The organism is Paenirhodobacter sp., from assembly GCF_050177655.1.
GTDB lineage: Bacteria > Pseudomonadota > Alphaproteobacteria > Rhodobacterales > Rhodobacteraceae > Rhodobacter.
In genome coordinates this window covers 13,103-32,135 of record NZ_JBFXGV010000041.1, presented here as the reverse complement: position 1 = coordinate 32,135, position 19,033 = coordinate 13,103, and the positions used below count along the sequence as shown (strand labels likewise).

Annotated in this window: 21 protein-coding genes; 11 read left to right on the top strand and 10 right to left on the bottom strand. The window is 66.6% G+C overall.

Annotated features, from left to right (window positions below):
* On the bottom strand, positions 1-677 hold a 677-nt coding region (locus AB7U46_RS13710), incomplete at its 3' end, for a PmbA/TldA family metallopeptidase (protein ID WP_428337542.1).
* A 162-nt stretch (positions 678-839) separates the two neighbouring features.
* On the opposite strand from AB7U46_RS13710, the gene coxB reads away from it, so the two are divergent.
* The 6 genes from coxB to AB7U46_RS13680 all read left to right on the top strand — a co-directional run bounded on the left by coxB (position 840) and on the right by AB7U46_RS13680 (position 5,027).
* Positions 840-1,730 (top strand): cytochrome c oxidase subunit II, encoded by an 891-nt coding sequence (gene coxB, locus AB7U46_RS13705; protein ID WP_428337541.1) that lies wholly within the window; start codon positions 840-842, stop codon positions 1,728-1,730.
* Between the two features lie 7 nt (positions 1,731-1,737).
* Positions 1,738-2,676 carry a heme o synthase gene (cyoE, locus tag AB7U46_RS13700; RefSeq protein WP_428337540.1) on the top strand — a complete coding sequence of 313 codons (939 nt, stop codon included), beginning with the start codon at positions 1,738-1,740 and terminating at the stop codon, positions 2,674-2,676.
* A gap of 1 nt (position 2,677) precedes the next feature.
* Positions 2,678-2,869, top strand: coding sequence for a hypothetical protein (locus tag AB7U46_RS13695; protein ID WP_428337539.1), 192 nt, complete (start codon positions 2,678-2,680; stop codon positions 2,867-2,869).
* Positions 2,866-3,438, top strand: a complete 573-nt coding sequence (locus tag AB7U46_RS13690; RefSeq protein ID WP_428337538.1) for a cytochrome c oxidase assembly protein — start codon at positions 2,866-2,868, stop codon at positions 3,436-3,438. The genes AB7U46_RS13695 and AB7U46_RS13690 overlap by 4 nt, the downstream gene beginning before the upstream one ends.
* Positions 3,439-3,461: 23 nt before the next feature.
* On the top strand, positions 3,462-4,268 hold the full coding sequence (locus AB7U46_RS13685) for a cytochrome c oxidase subunit 3 (RefSeq protein ID WP_428337537.1): 807 nt from the start codon (positions 3,462-3,464) through the stop codon (positions 4,266-4,268).
* Between the two features lie 75 nt (positions 4,269-4,343).
* The gene (locus AB7U46_RS13680) at positions 4,344-5,027 is read left to right on the top strand and encodes an SURF1 family protein (protein ID WP_428337536.1); all 684 of its coding nucleotides are present in this window, start codon (positions 4,344-4,346) and stop codon (positions 5,025-5,027) included.
* Positions 5,028-5,033: 6 nt separating this feature from the next.
* On the opposite strand, the gene AB7U46_RS13675 is transcribed toward AB7U46_RS13680, so the two are convergent.
* The gene (locus AB7U46_RS13675) at positions 5,034-5,540 is read right to left on the bottom strand and encodes a hypothetical protein (RefSeq protein ID WP_428337535.1); all 507 of its coding nucleotides are present in this window, start codon (positions 5,538-5,540) and stop codon (positions 5,034-5,036) included.
* 191 nt (positions 5,541-5,731) lie between these two features.
* On the opposite strand from AB7U46_RS13675, the gene thrC reads away from it, so the two are divergent.
* The 5 genes from thrC to AB7U46_RS13650 are packed head-to-tail and all read left to right on the top strand — an operon-like array spanning position 5,732 to position 10,856.
* Positions 5,732-7,123, top strand: a complete 1,392-nt coding sequence (thrC, locus tag AB7U46_RS13670) for a threonine synthase (protein ID WP_428337543.1) — start codon at positions 5,732-5,734, stop codon at positions 7,121-7,123.
* The gene (locus AB7U46_RS13665; protein WP_428337534.1) at positions 7,120-8,379 is read left to right on the top strand and encodes a M16 family metallopeptidase; all 1,260 of its coding nucleotides are present in this window, start codon (positions 7,120-7,122) and stop codon (positions 8,377-8,379) included. Before thrC ends, AB7U46_RS13665 begins: the two co-directional genes overlap by 4 nt.
* The gene (locus AB7U46_RS13660; protein ID WP_428337533.1) at positions 8,379-8,963 is read left to right on the top strand and encodes a GNAT family N-acetyltransferase; all 585 of its coding nucleotides are present in this window, start codon (positions 8,379-8,381) and stop codon (positions 8,961-8,963) included. The genes AB7U46_RS13665 and AB7U46_RS13660 overlap by 1 nt, the downstream gene beginning before the upstream one ends.
* 49 nt (positions 8,964-9,012) lie before the next feature.
* Entirely contained in the window at positions 9,013-10,566 is a 1,554-nt protein-coding gene (locus tag AB7U46_RS13655; RefSeq protein ID WP_428337532.1) for an ATP-dependent DNA helicase, read from the top strand.
* 53 nt (positions 10,567-10,619) lie between these two features.
* Positions 10,620-10,856, top strand: coding sequence for an Lrp/AsnC ligand binding domain-containing protein (locus tag AB7U46_RS13650; protein ID WP_428337531.1), 237 nt, complete (start codon positions 10,620-10,622; stop codon positions 10,854-10,856).
* Positions 10,857-10,869: 13 nt separating this feature from the next.
* On the opposite strand, the gene AB7U46_RS13645 is transcribed toward AB7U46_RS13650, so the two are convergent.
* The 8 genes from AB7U46_RS13645 to AB7U46_RS13610 form a co-directional block, all read right to left on the bottom strand.
* Positions 10,870-11,622, bottom strand: a complete 753-nt coding sequence (locus AB7U46_RS13645; RefSeq protein ID WP_428337530.1) for a TIGR02186 family protein — start codon at positions 11,620-11,622, stop codon at positions 10,870-10,872.
* Complete coding sequence (locus AB7U46_RS13640; RefSeq protein ID WP_428337529.1) at positions 11,619-12,542, bottom strand: sulfite exporter TauE/SafE family protein; 924 nt, start codon at positions 12,540-12,542, stop codon at positions 11,619-11,621. Before AB7U46_RS13640 ends, AB7U46_RS13645 begins: the two co-directional genes overlap by 4 nt.
* 69 nt (positions 12,543-12,611) lie before the next feature.
* The gene (locus AB7U46_RS13635; RefSeq protein WP_428337528.1) at positions 12,612-13,412 is read right to left on the bottom strand and encodes a purine-nucleoside phosphorylase; all 801 of its coding nucleotides are present in this window, start codon (positions 13,410-13,412) and stop codon (positions 12,612-12,614) included.
* Positions 13,396-14,364, bottom strand: coding sequence for an ABC transporter permease (locus AB7U46_RS13630; protein WP_428337527.1), 969 nt, complete (start codon positions 14,362-14,364; stop codon positions 13,396-13,398). The genes AB7U46_RS13635 and AB7U46_RS13630 overlap by 17 nt, the downstream gene beginning before the upstream one ends.
* Positions 14,364-15,452 (bottom strand): ABC transporter permease, encoded by a 1,089-nt coding sequence (locus tag AB7U46_RS13625; protein ID WP_428337526.1) that lies wholly within the window; start codon positions 15,450-15,452, stop codon positions 14,364-14,366. The genes AB7U46_RS13630 and AB7U46_RS13625 overlap by 1 nt, the downstream gene beginning before the upstream one ends.
* 37 nt (positions 15,453-15,489) lie before the next feature.
* On the bottom strand, positions 15,490-16,338 hold the full coding sequence (locus tag AB7U46_RS13620; RefSeq protein WP_428337525.1) for a type VI secretion system-associated protein TagO: 849 nt from the start codon (positions 16,336-16,338) through the stop codon (positions 15,490-15,492).
* Positions 16,335-17,921, bottom strand: a complete 1,587-nt coding sequence (locus AB7U46_RS13615) for an ABC transporter ATP-binding protein (protein ID WP_428337524.1) — start codon at positions 17,919-17,921, stop codon at positions 16,335-16,337. Before AB7U46_RS13615 ends, AB7U46_RS13620 begins: the two co-directional genes overlap by 4 nt.
* The gene (locus tag AB7U46_RS13610) at positions 17,921-18,910 is read right to left on the bottom strand and encodes a BMP family lipoprotein (protein WP_428337523.1); all 990 of its coding nucleotides are present in this window, start codon (positions 18,908-18,910) and stop codon (positions 17,921-17,923) included. Before AB7U46_RS13610 ends, AB7U46_RS13615 begins: the two co-directional genes overlap by 1 nt.
* Positions 18,911-19,033 lie beyond the last annotated feature (123 nt).

Genomic DNA, 19,033 nt, shown 5'->3' with positions numbered 1-19,033 from the left:
AGTGCGATGCGCAGCGCCTCGCGCGCGGCGGGCTGCCAATGCGCGGGGTCGATCAGCCCGGCAAGGCCGAAGCGCCCGCCGCCGCCGTGCGAGCCCGATTCGCGCCGCCCGTTCTCCTCGACGATGACGGCGACGCTGACCCGCGCCATCGGGCGGATGTCGCTGACGAGGCCGCCGTCGGGGCGCAGGATGAACACCTCCTGATGGCTCGCCGCGACCGAGGCGGAGACCTGCACCACGCGGCTGTCCAGCGCGCGGGTGAAGGCGTCGATCTCGCGCAGGATGTCGATTTTCGCGGCAAAGCTCGCATCCGCCATCGGATCGGCGTCGGTATAAAGGTGCCGGTTGGTGCCCGCGGGCGGGGGCGCCATCACGCCGCCGCCGTCGCCCACCGCAAGCCGCGCCGTCTCCGCCGCGCGCCGCAGCGCCGCCTCGGAGATCTCGGTCGAATGGGCATAGCCCGCGACCTCGCCCTTCACCGCGCGCAGCCCGAAGCCTTCGGAGGCGTCATAGGAGGCGGTCTTCACCCGGCCGTCGTCGAAGATCAGCGCCTCGGACCGGCGCCGTTCGAGGAACAGCTCGCCATCCTCGGCCCCGGCGGTCGCCTCGCCCAGGATCTTCTGCGCGGTGGCCTCGTCGATCAGCGTCTCGAAAGGGGCGAAGCGGTCGGTGCTCATGCGGTCCTCGCTCTGGCTCGCGCGAAAAGCGACAGATTGTCGCAGCTTTTTCTTGTCGGGCCGAAAATGATGTGGTCTCAATAGATGTATCGGCGGGGCCGGGCGAAGGGAAGCGCCCGTTTTTGCCGGGGCGGCACGGGAGAGCCGCCCGAGGGAGGATACATGCGACTTGCGAAGGTCGGCTGCGGTTTCGCGGCCCTGATAAGCTATGCCCTGATTGCGGGGCAGGTGCAGGCCCAGGACATGATCAAGGGGCTGCCGGTAATCGGCGCACCACATCTTGGGGGTGTCGGCTTCCAGCCGGCCTCTTCCGAGCTGGCGATCGACCAGCAATGGCTCGATCACATGCTGCTGGTCATCATCTCGGTGATCGTGGTCTTCGTCACCGCGCTCCTGCTCTTCGTCGCCTTCCGCTTCCGCCAGGGGGCGAACCCGACACCGGCGCGCTTCACCCACAACACGCCGCTGGAAATCACCTGGACGCTGGCGCCGATCCTGATCCTTGTCGTGATCGGGTCGTTCTCACTGCCCACGCTCTGGAAGCAGCAGGAGATCCCGAAGGGCGACATCACCATCAAGGTCGCGGGCAACCAGTGGTTCTGGAGCTACGAATACCCCGACGAGGGGGTGAGTTTCGACGCGCTCAAGCTCGAAAAGGAAGACCTCGCCGCGAATGGCTACGCGCCGGACGAATATCTTCTGGCCGTCGACAATGCGGTCGTCGTGCCGCTCGGGCACAAGATCGTCATGCAGCTCACCGGCAATGACGTGATCCACAGCTGGACGATCCCGGCCTTTGCCGTGAAGCAGGATGCCGTGCCCGGCCGCATCGCGCAGCTCTGGTTCGATACCGAACGCGAGGGGATCTATTTCGGCCAGTGTTCCGAGCTTTGCGGGCAGGGTCACGCCTATATGCCGATCGTGGTCAAGGTCGTGCCCGAGGCGATCTATGCGCAATGGATCGAGCGCGCGAAGGCCGGTTTCCCCGAGGGGCAGGAGATCGACGTCGCCGCCTGGCACGCGGCGCAGTCCGTCAAGCTGGCCGAGAACTGAGGCGCCCATGAGCGATATCGGTTTCCAGGGACGGGCGGCGACGGGCGAGGCGGGCTTTGGCGATTTCGTCGCGCTGCTCAAGCCGCGGGTGATGTCGCTCGTCGTCTTCACCGCGCTCACCGGGCTGATCGTGGCGCCCGCGCCGGTGCATCCTTTCGTGGGCTTCGTCGCGGTGCTTTTCATCGCGCTCGGCGGTGGCGCCTCGGGCGCGCTGAACATGTGGTATGACGCCGATATCGACCGGGTGATGCGCCGCACGCGGTCGCGCCCGGTACCTGCGGGCCGGATCAGCGAGGGCGAGGCGCTGGGCTTCGGCCTGACGCTTGCGGGCATCTCCTGCGTGATGCTGGCGCTTGCCGCCAATCTCTTCGCCGGGGCCTTTCTCGCCTTCACGATCTTCTTTTACGTCGTCGTCTACACGATCTGGCTGAAGCGCCGCACGCCGCAGAACATCGTGATCGGCGGCGCCGCCGGGGCCTTTCCGCCGATGATCGGCTGGGCGGTGGCGACGGGGGGGATCAGCCTCGAATCCGTGGCGATGTTCATGGTGATCTTCCTCTGGACGCCGCCGCATTTCTGGTCGCTCGCGCTGTTCATGCGTGACGATTATTCCAACGCCGGCGTGCCGATGCTGACCGTCACCCATGGCCGGCGCCACACCCGCGGCCAGATCCTCGCCTATACGCTCATCCTCGCCCCCGTCGCGATCGGCACCGCCTTCACCGCGATCGGCGGGCCGGTCTATCTCGCCGTTTCCGTGCTGCTCAACGCGCTTTTTATCCGCGGCGCCTGGCGGCTTTGGCGGCGCGACGAGGCTGTGGCGGAGGGTGAGAAATACGCGGCCGAGAAGCGGTTCTTCTATTTCTCGCTGCTCTATCTCGCAGGGCATTTCGCCGCGCTTCTGGCCGAGAAGGCGCTGCATCTCATCGGCTTTGGAGGGCTCTGACATGGCACTCGCCCGCGATCACGAGCTGCATCAGCGTCGCCTCTCGCGCAATCTGGGCCTCGGCCTCGTGCTCCTCGTCTTCGTCTTTCTCGTCTTCGGGCTGAGCTTCGTGAAGGTCTCGCAGGGCGACCGGATGCACGCCTATGACGCCCCTCAGGCGGCAGCAAAGGCCGCCGCGCGGGGCCAGCCATGAGCGCCAACAGCCGCATCCTCTTCCGCCTGCTCGGCGTGATCCTCTTCATGGGCGCGGCGGCCTGGGCGGCGGTGCCTTTCTACAGCTGGTTCTGCCGCACCACCGGCTATGGCGGCACCACGAACGTCGCAGAGGCGGGCTCCGACGAGGTGCTCGATCAGACGATCGAAGTGCGTTTCGACGCCAATGTCGCGCGCGGCATGCCGTGGAAATTCCGCCCGGTGCAGAACACGATGACGCTCCGCATCGGCGAGACCGGCCTCGCCTTCTTCGAGGCGGAGAACACCTCCGACCGCGTCGTCGCCGGCACCGCGGCCTATAACGTCGCCCCCGATACCGCCGGCTATTACTTCGACAAGATCCAGTGTTTCTGCTTCACCGAGCAGGTCTTGCAGCCGCATGAAAAGGTCGAGATGCCGGTGAGCTTCTACGTCGATCCGGCGATCACCCGCGACCCCGACACCGACCGCATCCATTCGATCACGCTCTCCTACACCTTCTACGAAACCCCCTTGCCCGACGGGCGGCAGGCGCAGGCCGCCCCCGCCCCCCGCCCGCCCGTGAACTGAGTGCCGAGACCCGGAGGCCCGCCATGTCGCAGACCCGAAACCACGATTATCAGATCCTGCCGCCCTCGATCTGGCCGCTCCTGAGCGCGGTCGGCGCCGTCATCATGCTTTCGGGCGCGGTGATGTGGATGCAGCACGTCACCCCCTTCGTCTTCGTCGCGGGGCTGCTGATCGTGCTTTACTGCATGTATGGCTGGTGGTCCGATGTCGTGCAGGAGGGCGAGGAGGGCGACCATACCCCCGTCGTGCGCATTGGGCTGCGCTATGGTTTCATCCTCTTCATCATGTCGGAGGTGATGTTCTTCGTCGCCTGGTTCTGGAACTTCTTCAAGAACGCGATGTATCCGCTCGGCCCCGAGTATCCGCTCAAGGACGGGGTGTTCCCGCCGGCGGGGACCGAGGTTTTCGATCCCTGGCATCTGCCGCTGATCAACACCGTGATCCTGCTTCTGTCGGGCGTCACGTTGACCTGGGCGCATCATGCGCTCGTGCAGGAGAACAACCGCCGCGACGCGATCAACGGGCTGATCGCGACGGTGATTCTCGGCGCCTCGTTCACCGCGCTGCAGGCCTATGAATATTCCCACGCGCAGCAGGCGATCGGCACCGGCTCGATCTACTGGGACACGTTCTTCATGGCGACGGGCTTTCACGGCGCCCATGTCATCATCGGCACGATCTTCCTCCTCGTCTGCCTGATCCGGCTTTTGAAGGGGCAGATGACGCCCGAGCAGCATGTCGGCTTCGAGGCGGCGGCCTGGTACTGGCATTTCGTCGATGTCGTCTGGCTCTTCCTCTTTGCCTCGATCTATATCTGGGGCGGTGCCTGAGGCCCTCCGGATGCGCTCGGGAAGCGCGCGGCGGCGCGAGGGTGCCCCCCCTCGCGCCGTTTCCCTGAGGAGCCGATGAAACGCTATCTTTTCCCCCTGATCCTCGGCCTTGTCGGCGTGACGATCCTGCTCGAGCTCGGCTTTTGGCAGCTGCGCCGCCTCGCCTGGAAAGAGGCGATGATCGCCGAGATCACCGCCAGCATCGACGGCCCCGCGCAGGATCTGCCCGGCCCGGGGACTGCAACGAAACCGCTGAAATACACCCCGGTCCAGATCGTCGGCGCCACCACGGGCGAGGAGATCCTCGTGCTCACCGGCGAAAAGGACGTCGGCGCTGGTTACGAGGTGATCTCCGCCTTCGAGACGGGGGAGGGGCGGCGCCTGCTCCTCGATCGCGGCTTCATCGCGGAGGAGGCGAAAACCGCCCCGCGCCCCGCCACCGCGATGATCGTCACCGGCAATCTGCACTGGCCGGAGGAGCGCGACAGCTTCACCCCCGACCCTGATGCCAAAACCGGCATCTGGTTCGCCCGTGACGTGCCGGCGATGGCCGCCGCGCTGAAGACCGAACCGATCCTTGTCGTCGCGCGGCAGATCGAGGGCGACGCGCAGGGCGTCGAGACGCGCCCGCTTGGCCTCGAGGGCATCCGCAACGATCATCTGCAATATGCGATCACCTGGTTCTCCCTTGCCCTTGTCTGGTTGGGGATGACCGGCCTTCTCCTCTGGCGTGTCCGGCGGCGAACCGCCGGCGCCTAGGGGCGATCAGTCAAGCTTCCTGAGGCGGGTGAAGCTCTTGATCAGTTCCCGTCCCGGCACCTTGGAGACCCGCTTTTTGCCGTCGGGGGAGGTTTCCAGCCCGGCCTTCAGCGCCTGCCGGACACGATAGCCGATGTTCTGGTTCAGCGACCATTTGCGGGCGTTCTTCTCGGCGAATTCGTTGCCGCCGACATAGAGGCGATAATCCGCCAGCCAGTTCGGATCCTTCTGGCAGGCCTGGATGGCGCGCAGCGTGATATCGGGAGAGAAGCCTTCGGTTTCGTCGATCTCGACGGCCATGTCGGCGACGCGGTTGCTGATGTCTCGATAGAGGGAAAGCATCTTCTTTTCCTCCGGGGGGATGAAATCGGTTTTCAGGGCATGTTCGATGAGGAGCCAGCGCATGTGATCCTGCGCGTCGCGCCGCACCTCCTCCGCTTCGCGGGCGAGCGCGTCGAAGACGGTCGCGGGCAGGCTGAGGGAGAATTTCCGTGCGTCATTTTCTTCGCTCATTCCGGGCCTCCTGGTCTCCTAGTATGGATGTTTACTACAGGTATGAAATACATCCGCCAACGAAATTCTTCTTTTTCGTACCTAGGGGCGACGGGTGCTGCCATAGGCGAGTTTCATCAGGGGCATTCTCTTGGGGATGACAGCGTTTCTCATCTGGCGTATCAGGCGGGAACGGAATTGAAGGGCGAATGATGCGCTATATCTCGACCCGGGGTCAGGCCCCGGCCCTGAGCTTCGGCGAAGCCATGCTGACCGGCCTCGCGCGTGACGGCGGGCTTTACGTCCCCGAGACGGTCCCCACGATGACACCGGCGGAAATCGCCGCGCTCGCGGGGCAAAGCTACGAGGAGGTCGCCTTCCGTGTGATGCGCCCCTTCGTCGCCGAGACCTTCTCGGAAAACGAGCTGCGCGGCGCCATCGCGCGCGCCTATGCGGGCTTTGGCCATGTCGCGCGCGCGCCGCTCGTCCAGCTCGAACCCGGGCATTTCCTGCTCGAGCTCTTCCACGGCCCGACGCTCGCGTTCAAGGATTTCGCGATGCAGATCATCGGGCAGCTGTTCCAGATCGAGCTCGCGAAACAGGGCCGCCGCGTGACCATCGTCGGCGCCACCTCCGGTGACACCGGTTCCGCCGCGATCGAGGCCTTCAAGGGGCTCGACAATGTCGATGTCTTCATCCTCTTCCCGCATGGCCGGGTGAGCGAGGTGCAGCGCCGCCAGATGACGACGCCCGCCGAGGCGAACGTGCATGCCCTGGCCCTCGACGGCACCTTCGACGATTGCCAGAACCGGCTGAAGGACATGTTCAACGACTTCGCCTTCCGCGACGAGGTGGGCCTTGCCGGGGTGAACTCGATCAACTTCGCCCGCGTGCTGGCGCAGATCGTCTATTACTTCACCGCGGCCGTTTCGCTTGGCGCGCCGGAGCGGGCGATCTCCTTCACCGTGCCCACCGGCAATTTCGGCGACATCTTCGCGGGCTTCCTTGCCAAGGAAATGGGCCTGCCGATCGACAAGCTGGTGATCGCGACGAACCAGAACGACATCCTGCACCGCTGCCTGACGACGGGCGAGTACCGGATGGACGGGGTGAAACCCTCGATCTCGCCCTCGATGGATATCCAGATCTCCTCCAACTTCGAGCGCGCGCTGTTCTGGGCCTATGGCCGTGACGGTAAGGCCGTGGCGCAGCTGATGGAGGAGCTGAAGACCGCGGGCGGGTTCACCGTGTCGCAGGGCGCGCTGCAAAGCCTGCGTGAGACCTATGCCTCGGGCCGCGTCTCGGAGAAGGAAACCTCCGCGACGATCGCCGAGGAAGTCACCCGCTCGGGCGAACTCCTTTGCCCGCATTCCGCGGTCGGCGTGCGCGTGGGCCGCGCCCATCTCGCGCCGCCCGTTCCGATGGTGACGCTCGCCACCGCGCATCCGGCGAAATTCCCCGACGCGGTCGAGGCCGCGACCGGCATTCGCCCGCCTCTGCCGCCGCGCATGGCCGACCTCTTCGACCGGCCCGAGCGCGTGGCGCGGGTGCCCAACGACCTCGCCGCGCTTGAGGCGGTCGTCCGCGAAGGGCGTCGCGCATGATCGAGATCACCACGCTTTCGAACGGGTTGCGCGTCGTCACCGAGGCGATGCCGGGCCTTGCCTCGGCCTCGATCGGGATCTGGGTGCTGGCCGGTGGCCGGCACGAGCGCCCCGAACAGAACGGCATCGCGCATTTCCTCGAACATATGGCGTTCAAGGGCACGAAGACGCGCACGGCGCTGCAGATCGCCGAGGCGATCGAGGATGTCGGCGGCTATATCAACGCCTATACCTCGCGCGAGATGACCGCCTATTACGCCCGCGTGCTCGGCCCCGACGTGCCGCTCGCGCTCGACGTGATTTCCGACATCGTGCTGAACCCGGTCTTCGATCAGCGCGAGATCGAGGTCGAGCGCAACGTGATCCTGCAGGAGATCGGGCAGGCGCTCGACACCCCCGACGACATCATCTTCGACTGGCTGCAGGAGGCCGCCTATCCCGACCAGGCGATCGGGCGCACCATCCTTGGCCCCTCGGAAAAGGTCGCGAAATTCGGGCGCGAGGATCTCTCGCGCTTCGTCTCCGAACATTACGGTCCCGATCAGATGATCCTTTCCGCGGCGGGCGCCGTCGATCACGCGGCGATCGTGAAACAGGCCGAGGCGATCTTTGCCACCCGCCCCGCGATCCTGCAGGCCGCGCCGCAGATCGCGCGCTGGGAAGGCCGCGAGCGGCGCGAACTGAAGGAGCTCGAGCAGGTGCATTTTGCGCTGGCCTTCGAGGGGCCGGCCTATCGCGACGCCGATCTCTATACCGCGCAGGTCTATGCGACGGCGCTCGGCGGCGGCATGTCCTCGCGCCTCTTCCAGAAAATCCGCGAGGAGCGCGGCCTGTGCTATTCGATCTTCGCGCAGGCGGGGGCCTATGACGACACCGGCATGGTTACGGTCTATGCCGGCACCTCCGAGGAGGAGGTCGCGGGGCTTGCCGATCTGACGATCGACGAGCTCAAGCGCGCCGCCGACGACATGACCGAGGCGGAGGTCGCCCGCGCCCGCGCGCAGATGAAGGCGGGGCTGCTGATGGGGCTCGAAAGCCCCTCGTCCCGCGCCGAGCGGATGGTGCGCAACCTCGCGATCTGGGGCCGGGTGCCCGGGCTCGACGAGGTCGCCGAGCGGATCGACGCGGTCAGCCGCGACGCGGTGCGCGACTATGCCGGCCGGATGATCGCGCAGGAGCGCAACGCGCTCGCGCTTTACGGCCCGGCCGGGGCGGCGCCCGATCTCGACCGGCTGCGGCGGAGGCTTGCCGCCTGATGTTCATCGGTCGCCGGAAGCCGCGGGTCGAGACGGAGCGGATGACGCTGCGCCTGCCGATGCATTCCGACTTCCGCGACTGGTCCGAGCTGCGCGCCGAAAGCCACGATTTCCTGATCCCCTGGGAGCCCTCCTGGTCGGAGGATCACCTCTCGCGCAAGGCCTTCGCCAACCGGGTCTACTGGTCGGCGCGGGTCGAGGCGGCGGGCACCGCGGTGCCCTTCTTCATGATCCGGCGCGAGGACGGGCGCGTGCTCGGCGCGCTCACGCTCGACAATATCCGCCGTGGCCCGGCGCAGGCCGGCACGCTCGGCTATTGGGTGGGGGCGCGTTACGCGCGGCAGGGCTACATGCGCGAGGCGATCGCGGCGCTCGTCCATTACGCCTTCGGCATCCTCGATCTGAGCCGGATCGAGGCGGCCTGCCTGCCGGAAAACGCCGCCTCGCGCGGGGTGCTGGAGAAATCCGGCTTCAAATACGAGGGCGTCGCGCAGGCCTATCTGCAGATCAACGGCCGCTGGCGCAACCATGTGCTCTATTCCAACCTGCGGGCGGACCGGCGCGGGCGCACCGACATCGGCTGACACCGCTTTCCGCCTTCCGGTCGGCGGGGGGCGCCTGTAAGGTCGCGCCATGACGAAGACCCCCGCGAAAGTGCAATTCTCCGAAGATCAGGCCGAGGCCTGGGATGCCGTGGCCGAGGCGCTCGAGGCCGCGGGCGTCGATATCGTCGAGGGCACGCTTTTGCCCGAGGGCGGCGATCCGCGGGTGCTTTCGGTGATCGGCAAGGCGGGTTCGGGCAAGACGCTGCTGCTCGCCGAGCTTTACCGCTCCCTCGAAGAGACCGGGGTCGAGATCGTCTCGGGCGATTTCGAGGGGCGTCGGCGCAAGGAGCGCCGCTCGCTCGCGATCCTCGCGCCGACGAACAAGGCGGCCTCGGTCCTGCGCACGCGCGGCGTGCCGGCGACGACGATCCACCGCATTCTTTATACCCCGGTCTATGACCCGGAATATGAGCGCATCGCCGAATGGCTCGCGGGGCAGGGGGAGCGGCCGAACCTCGACCTTTTGCGCATCGACGGGCTTACCGATGCCGCGCTTGATCGCGCAAAGGCGTTTTACGAGACGAACAAGTCGATCCCCGGCGCGCTCGCCTCGGCGGGGCTGCGCGGATCGGATTTCATCCAGGGCTGGAAGCGGCGCGAGGATCCGCTCGACATCGGTTTCGTCGACGAGGCCTCGATGCTCGACGAACGCCAGTTCGACGACCTGCGCGAGATCTTCCCGACGCTGGTGCTCTTTGGCGATCCGGCGCAGCTCGCCCCCGTCAACCAGTCGGGTCACATGTGCTTCGAGCGCCTGCCCGAGCCCGCGAAACACGTCCTGCACCGCATCCACCGGCAGGCCGACGACAACCCGATCCTCGATCTCGCCCATGCGCTTGCCGACGACAGCCTCGATTTCTACGCTTTCGAGCGGATGATCGAAGCGGCGGCCAAGCGCGACGAGCGTGTCGTCTGGGCCGAGCGGGTCGAAAGCGATCTGATGGCGCGCTCGCCGGTGCTCGTGTGGCGCAACGCGACGCGGATTCGGCTGATCAACGCCTTCCGCGCGGCCCATGGCGCGCCCGCGGATGCGCTTTTGCCGGGTGAGCCGCTGATCTGCGACGGCATCGAGCTGCCGCTCAAGCATCGCAAGAAACGCATCGACCTCGAGGCGCGCGGCCTGATCAAGGGCGCGCAGGTGATCTACCTCGGCCCCGGCAAGAAGCCCGGCTTCTCGCGGCTGCATGTGATCGGCGCCGAGGATCCGCGCCTCTCCGCCGCCTCGATCATCAAGATCGAGATGCCCGACGAGGAGGAGCCCTTCATCCCCTATGCCGCGCGGATGGGCGCGGCCTTCCTGCATGGCGCGGCGGTCACGATCCACAAGGCGCAGGGCAGCCAGTGGCCCGATGTGCAGGTCTTCGCCCCCGACCTCTACGCGGCCTTCCGCGCCGGGCGGACCGAGGCGGGCATCCCCCTTTGGAAACGCCTCGCCTATGTCGCGATCACCCGCGCCGAGCATCGCCTGCTTTGGGTGACGAAGGCGCGGCTTGCGCGCCCCTCCGGCCCGCTTGGTATCGACGATCTGCCCACGGGCGGCGCGGCGCTGCGGCTCGAACGCGAAGGCGAAGGCGAGGAGTGACTTCCCCTTCCCCCGCCGGCGGCATAGTCTGAGCGCAATTACAGGAGGCCCCGATGCGTTGCGTTTTCGTCCAGTTCCGCTGCCACCCCGGCAAGACCTATCAGGTCGCCGACGCGATCTATGAGCGCGAGGTGGTGAGCGAGCTCTATTCGACCTCGGGCGAGTTCGATCTGCTCGCCAAGGTCTATGTGCCCGACGAGGTCGACATCGGCCATTACCTCAACGAGAAGCTCTTCGACATCGAGGGCATCGGGCGCACGCTCACCACGATGACCTTCAAGGCGTTCTGAGCCGCGGGGGGCGTCAGGCGCGCAGCCGCCGGAACGCCTCCGCCGCCGCCCAGCCGGCAAAGACCGCGAGCGCGAGCGAGAGCACGCCATAGACCGCCGCATGCTGGCGCGAGAGCATATAGAGCCAGCGTTCGAGCCCGACGCGCCGCACCGAGATCGCGGCCTGATAGTGATCGACGAGCTGGCCGTCGCGCAGAAGAAAGATCCGCGTCTTGTAATCGCCCTCGATCAGGTTCGCGGGCAGGTCGAAATCGGCGCGGAAAAGCGTGCTGTCGACGATCGTCACCGCCCCCACATGTTCGCTGTAAAATCCCTCGCGCTCGCGGATGCGCAAGAGCGCCTCGGTGAAGGGACGCGCATCCTCGACCTCGAGCGGCCCGGCGAAGGCGCGCATCGCGAGCGGGATCGAGATCCGCTGCTGCACGTCGACCGCCGGATCGAGGATCTCGGCGAGCGGCGCGGAGGAGGAAACGGCGTAATAGCTGGGCGCCGCGGCGACGCGCACCTTTTCCGTGTTCACCCAGATCCCGAATTCGCGGCTCTTGCGGCGGATCGTGACCTCCTGCGAGGGGCCCTCGAGGGTGACGACGATGCCAAGCTTGCCCGGCGGCAGCGGCGCATCGCGCTGCACCGCGCCATAGATCAGGATCGAGGAGCCGTTGAAGGCCGCGGTGATGCCGATATTGTCGTTGCTCAGCCCGGCGACGACGTTCTCGGCCCGGGCGGGCAGCGCGCAAAGCAGCAAAAGGAGCAGGAGACGGATCATCCCCGGTTCCCCGATTGCAGCGAGAAGAGCTCCGAGGGGCGGAGCAGCAGGTCGAGCCCGAGTTTCAGCGCCACCGCGATCACCAGAAGCGCAAGCAGGATGCGCAGCTGCTCGGCGTTGAGCTTCGCCCCCATCCGCGAGCCGATCTGCGCCCCGATCACGCCGCCGACGATCAGCATCAGCGCGAGCATGACATCGACCGACTGGTTGGTGATCGCATGCATCAGCGTGGTGAAGGCGGAGACGAAGAGGATCTGGAACAGCGAGGTGCCGATCACCACCTTCGTCGGCATGCCAAGCAGGTAGATCATCGCCGGCACCATGATGAAGCCGCCGCCCACGCCCATGATCGCGGCGAGCACGCCGACCGCCATGCCGACGAGCGCCGGCGGGATGACCGAGATGTAAAGCCCCGAGGCGCGGAATTTCAGCTTCAGCGGCAGCTTGTGGACCCAGCCGTGCTGATGCCGCTTCACCCGCGGCGGCCCGCCCGCCTTGCGCGCGCGGCGGATCGTGCGCACCGCCTCCTGCAGCATCAAAAGCCCGATCGAGCCGAGAAAGACGACATAGGCGAGCTGCACCGCGAGGTCGATCTGGCCGAGCTTCGTGAGCAGGTTGAACACCCAGATCCCGGCGGCGGAGCCGATCAGGCCGCCGACCAGCAGCACGAGCCCCATCGGCACATCGACCGCCTTGCGCTTGAACTGCGCGAGCACGCCGGAGACGGAGGAGGCCACCACCTGGTTCGCGCCGGTGGCGACGGCGACGGTGGGCGGGATGCCAATGAAGAAGAGGAGCGGCGTGATCAGGAAGCCGCCGCCCACGCCAAAGAGACCCGAGAGCAGACCGACCACCCCGCCGAGCCCCAGAAGAACGAAGATGTTGACCGAGACTTCGGCGATGGGGAGGTAGATCTGCATGGCGACCCGGCGACTTTGTCTCAGGTTGCCCTTGCGGGAGCGGCCTGTCAAATGACGGTTTCGGGCGTCTCAGAGAGAATGCAGGAATTTCCGCAGGATGCGCTCGAATTTGGCAGCGCCGAGCGGGGCCATCGCCTTGGTGTGCTCATGGCTGATGTTTTCCGCCGAAAGGCCGGCGCCCATGTTCGTCATCACCGAGACGGCGGCGACGCTGAGGCCGAGGAAGCGCGCGAGGATCACCTCGGGCACGGTCGACATGCCCACCGCATCGGCGCCGAGCACCTTCGCCGCGCGGATCTCGGCCGGGGTCTCGAAGGAGGGGCCGGAGAACCAGCAATAGACCCCTTCGGCGAGCGCGATCCCCTCGGCCTCGGCCGCGGCCTTGAGGGCGGCGCGCATCGTCGGATCATGCGCCTCGGTCATCGGCACGAAACGCGCATCGGTCGGCTCGCCGATCAGCGGGTTGGTGCCGGCGAAAGCGATGTGATCGTTGAGCAGCATCAGATCGCCGGGCGGAATGTCGCTGCGCAGCGAACCCGCGGCATTGGTCAGCAGCAGCTTCTCGCAGCCGAGATCGCGCAGCACCTCGAGCGGCAGGCGCATCTCGGCCGGGTTGCCGTGCTCGTAATAATGCACCCGCCCGCCGAAGACCGCGACGCGCACGCCCTCGAGCTGGCCTACCACCAGCTTCGGGTTGTGGCCGGAGACGCTCGCCTGCGGAAAGCCCGGAAGCTGATCGTAGGGGATCGCGACGCCCTCGACCTCCTCGGCCAGATGGCCGAGGCCCGAGCCGAGGATCAGGCCGATTGCGGGGGGCGCCTCGCCTGCGAGGCTGCGGATGAGGGCGGCGAGCTCAGCGCTCCTTGACATAGGGTTGTCCTCCGGCACGGGGACCGATCGCGCGCCCGATGAAGCCGGCCAGCACGATGACGGTCAGGATATAGGGCAGCGCGTCGAGGAAGGAGACCGGGATCTTCATGTGCAACGCGCCTTCCAGCACATCGGGGCGCAGCGCGATCGCCTGCAAAAAGCCGAAGAGCAGCGTCGCCCAGAGCGCATACCATGGCCGCCACTTGGCGAAGATCAGCGCGGCAAGCGCGATATAGCCGCGCCCCGCGGTCATCTCGCGCCCGAAGCCCGCCTGCAGCGAGGTCGCCATATAGGCGCCGGCAAGGCCGCACAGCAGGCCGGTGATCGCCACCGCCGTATAGCGCAGCCGGATCACCGAGACGCCGGCGGTATCGACCGATTCCGGGTTCTCGCCCACCGCGCGCAGCCGCAGGCCAAAGCGCGTGCGGTAAAGCACCCACCAGGTCGCGGGCACCGCGAGAAGCGCGATATAGACGAGGATCGAATGGCCCGAGAGCACCTCGGCATAGAAGGGGCCGATCACCGGGATCGCGCCGGCGCTCTCCGTGCCGGGCAGCGTGATCGGGGTGAACCGCGCGGCGCCCGCAAGCGGCGGCGTGCGCCCGCCCTGCTTGAAGAGCGATTGCGCGATCAGCACGGTCGCGCCCGAGGCCACGAAATTGAGCGCGACGCCCGAGATCAGCTGGTTGCCGCGGAAGGTGATCGAGGCGATGCCATGCACGATGGCGAAAAGCATCGAGGCGACGATGCCGGCGCCGAGCCCGACCCAGGCCGAGCCGCTCAGGTAAGCCGCCGCACCCGAGGCCATCGCGGCGGCGAGCATCTTGCCCTCGAGCCCGATGTCGAAGATCCCCGAACGTTCGGAGAAAAGCCCGGCAAGACAGGCGAGCAAGAGCGGCGTGGCGAGCCGCAGCGAGGAGCCGAAGACTTCGAGAAAGGTTCCGTAATCCATCACGCGGCCTCCTTCGCGGCGCGGAAGAAGGGCGAGAGCATCATCCGCACCATCGTGTCGAGCGCGCCGGTGAACAGGATCACGAGCCCCTGCAACAGCAGCCGCAGCTCGATCGGGATCGAGGTCATCAGCCCCATCTCCGCCCCGCCCTGATAGAGGAAGCCGAAGAGCAGCGCGGCGAGGAAGACGCCGAACGGATGGTTACGCCCCATCAGCGCGACGGCGATGCCGATGAAACCCGCCCCCTCGGCCGAGTTCTGCACCAGCCGATGCGCCTCGCCCATCACGTTGTTGATCGCCATCATCCCGGACAGCCCGCCGGAAATCAGCATCGAGAGCATGATCACCTTCACCGGCGAGATGCCGGCGTAAAGCGCCGCGCTTTCGGATTTGCCGAAGGCGCGGATCTCGTAGCCAAGGCGGGTGCGCCAGAGCAGCGCCCAGACCGCGACGCAGGCGGCCAGCGCGATGAAGAAGGTCACATTCGCCGGCACCCGCTTCGAGAACACGAGGTCAAGCAGCGGGATCTGCCCGAAGTTCGGGATCTTCGCGCCTTCGGGGAAGCGCGCCGTGGCCGGGTCCATCTGCCCCACCGGGCGCAGCACCTCGACGAGGAGATACACGATCAGCGCAGCGGCGATGTAGTTGAACATGATCGTGGTGATCACGATATGGCTGCCGCGCTTCGCCTGCAGCCAGGCCGGGATCGCCGCCCAGGCCGCACCGAACACCGCCGCGCCGACGGTCGCCGCGGCAAGCGCGATCGTCCAGTGCGGCCAGGGCAGGGCGAGGCAGACGAGCGCGACGCCAAGCCCGCCAAGCTGCGCCTGCCCCTCGCCGCCGATGTTGAACTGCCCGGCATGGTAGGCGACGGTCACGCCAAGCCCGGTGAAGATGAAGGAGGTGGTGTAGAAGAGCGTATAGGCGATGCCGGTGGCGGAACCGAAGGCGCCGTCGACCATCACCTTCACCGCCTCGACCGGGTCATTGCCGATCGCGAGGATGACCAGCGCCGAGATCACCGCGGCGAGGACGAGCGAGATCAGCGGCACCAGCACGAGATCCGCCCAGGTCGGAAGTTTCACCATCACAGGGCCTCGCTCTTCGGAGGTTGCATCGTCTTCTTCACCATTTGCAGGCCCCGCGCAATTTCGGCAGCGCCGCGTCAAGGCCGGCCAGCGTGAAGGAAATCTCCTTCGGAGATTCGTTATAGGGGGTGATCCGCACCGCAAGATGCGCGCCGGCCGCGATCCGCTTGATGAAGGGGATCGCCTGCGCGCCCGACCACAGGCCAAGCGCGTGATTGCTCGTCGAGGCATCCGCCCGGATCACCACGGTCTTTGCCTTGTCCACCCGGGTGTCGATCCGGCCGTATCCCTGAATGTCGGCGAGGAAATAATCGCCCATGTCGAAGAAGACGGAAGTGGTGTTTTCCTTGCAGCGCAGCACGAGTGTGGGAAGCACCGTCCGCCCATATTGCCCCGCGATCGGCATGTCGGCATCGAGCGAGAGCATGACCGTGGCGCTGTCGTCGAAGGCGGAGCTGGTTTCGCTGATGCGCCAGGCGCCGACGTCCTCGGGGGCGGCTGCGGGCGCGGGTGCGTCCTGTTTCGCCGCCGCAGCTGTGGGCTCCAGCGCGAGCGGCACCTCGTTGACCGGGCCACCGATCGTGATGCAGCTGCCGGGGGCGCCGTTCACCAGCGACTCGGCCCCCTTCTCGACATCCATGTTCATGGCCGCCGGGGAAAACCGGAAATTATAGCCGTCGACCACCGCGCTTTCGAACCGCATCGTGCCATTGCCGACGGTCATCTCGACCGGCGGGCGACCATCGACCGACATCGTCGGTTTCTCGCCCACCCCGTCAGGATAGCGCATCACGACCTGCGGCAGCCCGTCGAAATGGCAGGCGAGGATGACCTCGGCCGTGGCCGGCGCCGGCAGCAGCGCGAGCAGGAGAAGCGGCAGTTTCACGCGGCCTCCCCTTCGCCCGCGACACCGGCCATGAGCAGGCCCAGCTCGCGTTCGTTCGTCTCCCCGGGCAGGCGCTCGCCCATGATGCGGCCGTCGAACATCACCGCGATCCGGTCGGAAAGCGACATGATTTCATCAAGTTCCACCGAGACGAGCAGCACCGCCTTGCCGGCGTCGCGCAGCTCGACGATGCGCTTGTGGATGAATTCGATCGCGCCGATGTCGACGCCGCGCGTCGGCTGCCCGACAAGCAGAAGCTCGGGGTTGCGCTCGATCTCGCGGGCGAGAACGATCTTCTGCTGGTTGCCGCCGGAAAAGCTTTGCGCCGGCAGCTGCGGGTTCGGCGGGCGCACGTCGAAACGCTCCATCTTGCCCTCGGTGTCCCGAATGATCGCCGCATTGTCCATGAGGAGCGCGTTCTTCTGATACTCCGGCGCGTTGTGATAGCCGAAGGCGATGTTCTCCCAGGCGGAGAAATCGAGGATCAGCCCGAGGTGGTGGCGATCCTCGGGCACATGGGCGATGCCGCGCGCGCGCCGGGTCTGGCCGTTCGAATGGCGCCCGGTGAGGTCGATCTCCTCGCCGTTCACCAGCACCTGGCCGGTGACGCTGGCATCGGCGAAACCGCCGAGCAGTTCGAGCAGCTGCGATTGCCCGTTGCCCGCGACGCCCGCGATGCCGAGAATCTCGCCCGCGCGGATCGTCAGGTTCACCCCCTTCACCCGTTCCACCTTGTCGCGGTCGGTGATGCGCAGATCCCTGATCTCGAGCACGGTCTTGCCGGGGTTCGAGGGCCCTTTCGGCACATGCAGCAGCACCTTGCGCCCCACCATCAGCTCGGCCAGTTCCTCGGGCGAGCTCTCCGCGGTCTTCACCGTCGCGGTCATCTCGCCGCGGCGCATCACGCTGACGGTGTCGGTCGCCTCCATGATCTCGCGCAGCTTGTGGGTGATCAGGATGATCGTCTTGCCCTGCGCCTTGAGGTTGGCGAGGATGCGGAAGAGGTGGTCGGCCTCGGCGGGCGTCAGCACGCCGGTCGGCTCGTCGAGGATCAGGATGTCGGCCTGACGATAAAGCGCCTTGAGGATCTCGACGCGCTGCTGATGGCCGACGGAAAGCTCCTCGATCAGCGCGTCGGGATCGACGTCGAGCTCGTATTCCTCGGCCAGGTGCTTCAGCGTCTTGCGCGCCTTGGCGAGCGAGGGGCGCAAAAGCGCACCGTCTTCCGCGCCGAGAATGATGTTCTCGAGCACGGTGAAATTCTGCACCAGCTTGAAATGCTGGAACACCATGCCGATGCCGGCGCGGATCGCGGCCTGGCTGTCGGGGATGGCGGTGGGGGTGCCGTTGATCAGGATCTCGCCGGCATCGGCCTTGTAGAACCCGTAGAGGATCGACATCAGCGTCGATTTCCCCGCGCCGTTCTCGCCGATGATGCCGTGGATCGTGCCGGGCATCACCCGGATCGAGATGTCCTTGTTCGCCTGCACCGGGCCGAAGGCCTTGGAGATGCCGCGCAGCTCGATCGCGGGGGCGGGGGAGGCGGCAGTTTCCTGCCGCCCCTTGTCCTGTGCGCCGGTCATCATTCCACCGGGCAGCTATTGTCCGCCATGTAGTCGTGCACCTGGATCTCGCCCGACTTGATCTTCTCGGCGGCGGCATCGACCGCGGCCTTCATCTCGGGGGTGACGAGATCCTTGTTGTTGTCGTCCATCGCATAGCCGACGCCGTCCTTGGCGAGGTCCATCACCACGAGGCCGGTGGTCATGTCGGCGCCTTCCTTGAAGGCGTCGTAGACGGCGTTGTCGACGCGCTTGACCATCGAGGTCAGCACCTGGCCGGGGTGCAGGTGGTTCTGGTTGCTGTCGACGCCGATCGAGAGGATCTTCTCGTCCGCCGCGGTCTGCAGCACGCCGATGCCGGTGCCGCCCGCGGCGGCATAGATCACGTCGGCCCCCTGCGCGATCTGCGCCTTGGTCAGCTCCGAGCCCTTCACCGGGTCGTTCCAGGCGCTGGGCGTGGTGCCGGTCATGTTCTGCACCACCTTGGCGTCGGGCTTCGCCGCCTTCACGCCCTGGACATAGCCGCAGGCAAACTTGCGGATCAGCGGGATGTCCATGCCGCCGATGAAGCCGACGGTGTCCGTCTTCGAGGCCATCGCCGCCATCATGCCGACGAGATAGGAGCCCTGCTCCTCGGTGAAGACGACGGAGCGCACGTTCGGCTGGTCGACGACCATGTCGATGATCGCGAATTTCGTGTCGGGGTATTCGGGGGCGACGGTGTTGAGCACGTCCCCGAAGGCGAAGCCGGTCATCACGATCGGATTCGCGCCCGATTCGGCCAGACGACGCAGCGCCTGCTCGCGCTGGGCCTCCGACTGCATCTCGAGTTCCTTGTAGGAGCCGCCGGTCTCCTCGGCCCATTTCTTCGCGCCCATATAGGCCGCTTCGTTGAAGGATTTGTCGAACTTGCCGCCGAGATCGTAGATCAGCGCCGGATCGGCCAGCGCCGCACCTGCGCCGAGCGCCAGAAAAGCCGTTGCGCCGAGGAACTGTTTCATCAGGGTCATGGATCACTCCCGGTCATTGTTATGGCCCCCTCTGGGGTGCCGTTGGCGGGCGATCTGCCCGCGGACCAAGGGGATTAGGGCCGGGAATGACGGGGGGGTCAAGCGCGATTTTGTCGCCACCCG

What these genes read in the sequence shown, in the direction of transcription:
- AB7U46_RS13645 (WP_428337530.1), bottom strand. Translation starts at nt 11,622, where the DNA reads ATGATCCGTCTCCTGCTCCTTTTGCTGCTTTGCGCGCTGCCCGCCCGG.
- AB7U46_RS13655 (WP_428337532.1), top strand. Translation starts at nt 9,013, where the DNA reads ATGACGAAGACCCCCGCGAAAGTGCAATTCTCCGAAGATCAGGCCGAG.
- AB7U46_RS13615 (WP_428337524.1), bottom strand. Translation starts at nt 17,921, where the DNA reads ATGACCGGCGCACAGGACAAGGGGCGGCAGGAAACTGCCGCCTCCCCC.
- AB7U46_RS13675 (WP_428337535.1), bottom strand. Translation starts at nt 5,540, where the DNA reads ATGAGCGAAGAAAATGACGCACGGAAATTCTCCCTCAGCCTGCCCGCG.
- AB7U46_RS13695 (WP_428337539.1), top strand. Translation starts at nt 2,678, where the DNA reads ATGGCACTCGCCCGCGATCACGAGCTGCATCAGCGTCGCCTCTCGCGC.
- AB7U46_RS13665 (WP_428337534.1), top strand. Translation starts at nt 7,120, where the DNA reads ATGATCGAGATCACCACGCTTTCGAACGGGTTGCGCGTCGTCACCGAG.
- AB7U46_RS13650 (WP_428337531.1), top strand. Translation starts at nt 10,620, where the DNA reads ATGCGTTGCGTTTTCGTCCAGTTCCGCTGCCACCCCGGCAAGACCTAT.
- AB7U46_RS13660 (WP_428337533.1), top strand. Translation starts at nt 8,379, where the DNA reads ATGTTCATCGGTCGCCGGAAGCCGCGGGTCGAGACGGAGCGGATGACG.
- AB7U46_RS13630 (WP_428337527.1), bottom strand. Translation starts at nt 14,364, where the DNA reads ATGGATTACGGAACCTTTCTCGAAGTCTTCGGCTCCTCGCTGCGGCTC.
- AB7U46_RS13690 (WP_428337538.1), top strand. Translation starts at nt 2,866, where the DNA reads ATGAGCGCCAACAGCCGCATCCTCTTCCGCCTGCTCGGCGTGATCCTC.
- AB7U46_RS13635 (WP_428337528.1), bottom strand. Translation starts at nt 13,412, where the DNA reads ATGTCAAGGAGCGCTGAGCTCGCCGCCCTCATCCGCAGCCTCGCAGGC.
- cyoE (WP_428337540.1), top strand. Translation starts at nt 1,738, where the DNA reads ATGAGCGATATCGGTTTCCAGGGACGGGCGGCGACGGGCGAGGCGGGC.
- coxB (WP_428337541.1), top strand. Translation starts at nt 840, where the DNA reads ATGCGACTTGCGAAGGTCGGCTGCGGTTTCGCGGCCCTGATAAGCTAT.
- AB7U46_RS13610 (WP_428337523.1), bottom strand. Translation starts at nt 18,910, where the DNA reads ATGACCCTGATGAAACAGTTCCTCGGCGCAACGGCTTTTCTGGCGCTC.
- AB7U46_RS13640 (WP_428337529.1), bottom strand. Translation starts at nt 12,542, where the DNA reads ATGCAGATCTACCTCCCCATCGCCGAAGTCTCGGTCAACATCTTCGTT.
- AB7U46_RS13685 (WP_428337537.1), top strand. Translation starts at nt 3,462, where the DNA reads ATGTCGCAGACCCGAAACCACGATTATCAGATCCTGCCGCCCTCGATC.
- thrC (WP_428337543.1), top strand. Translation starts at nt 5,732, where the DNA reads ATGCGCTATATCTCGACCCGGGGTCAGGCCCCGGCCCTGAGCTTCGGC.
- AB7U46_RS13625 (WP_428337526.1), bottom strand. Translation starts at nt 15,452, where the DNA reads ATGGTGAAACTTCCGACCTGGGCGGATCTCGTGCTGGTGCCGCTGATC.
- AB7U46_RS13680 (WP_428337536.1), top strand. Translation starts at nt 4,344, where the DNA reads ATGAAACGCTATCTTTTCCCCCTGATCCTCGGCCTTGTCGGCGTGACG.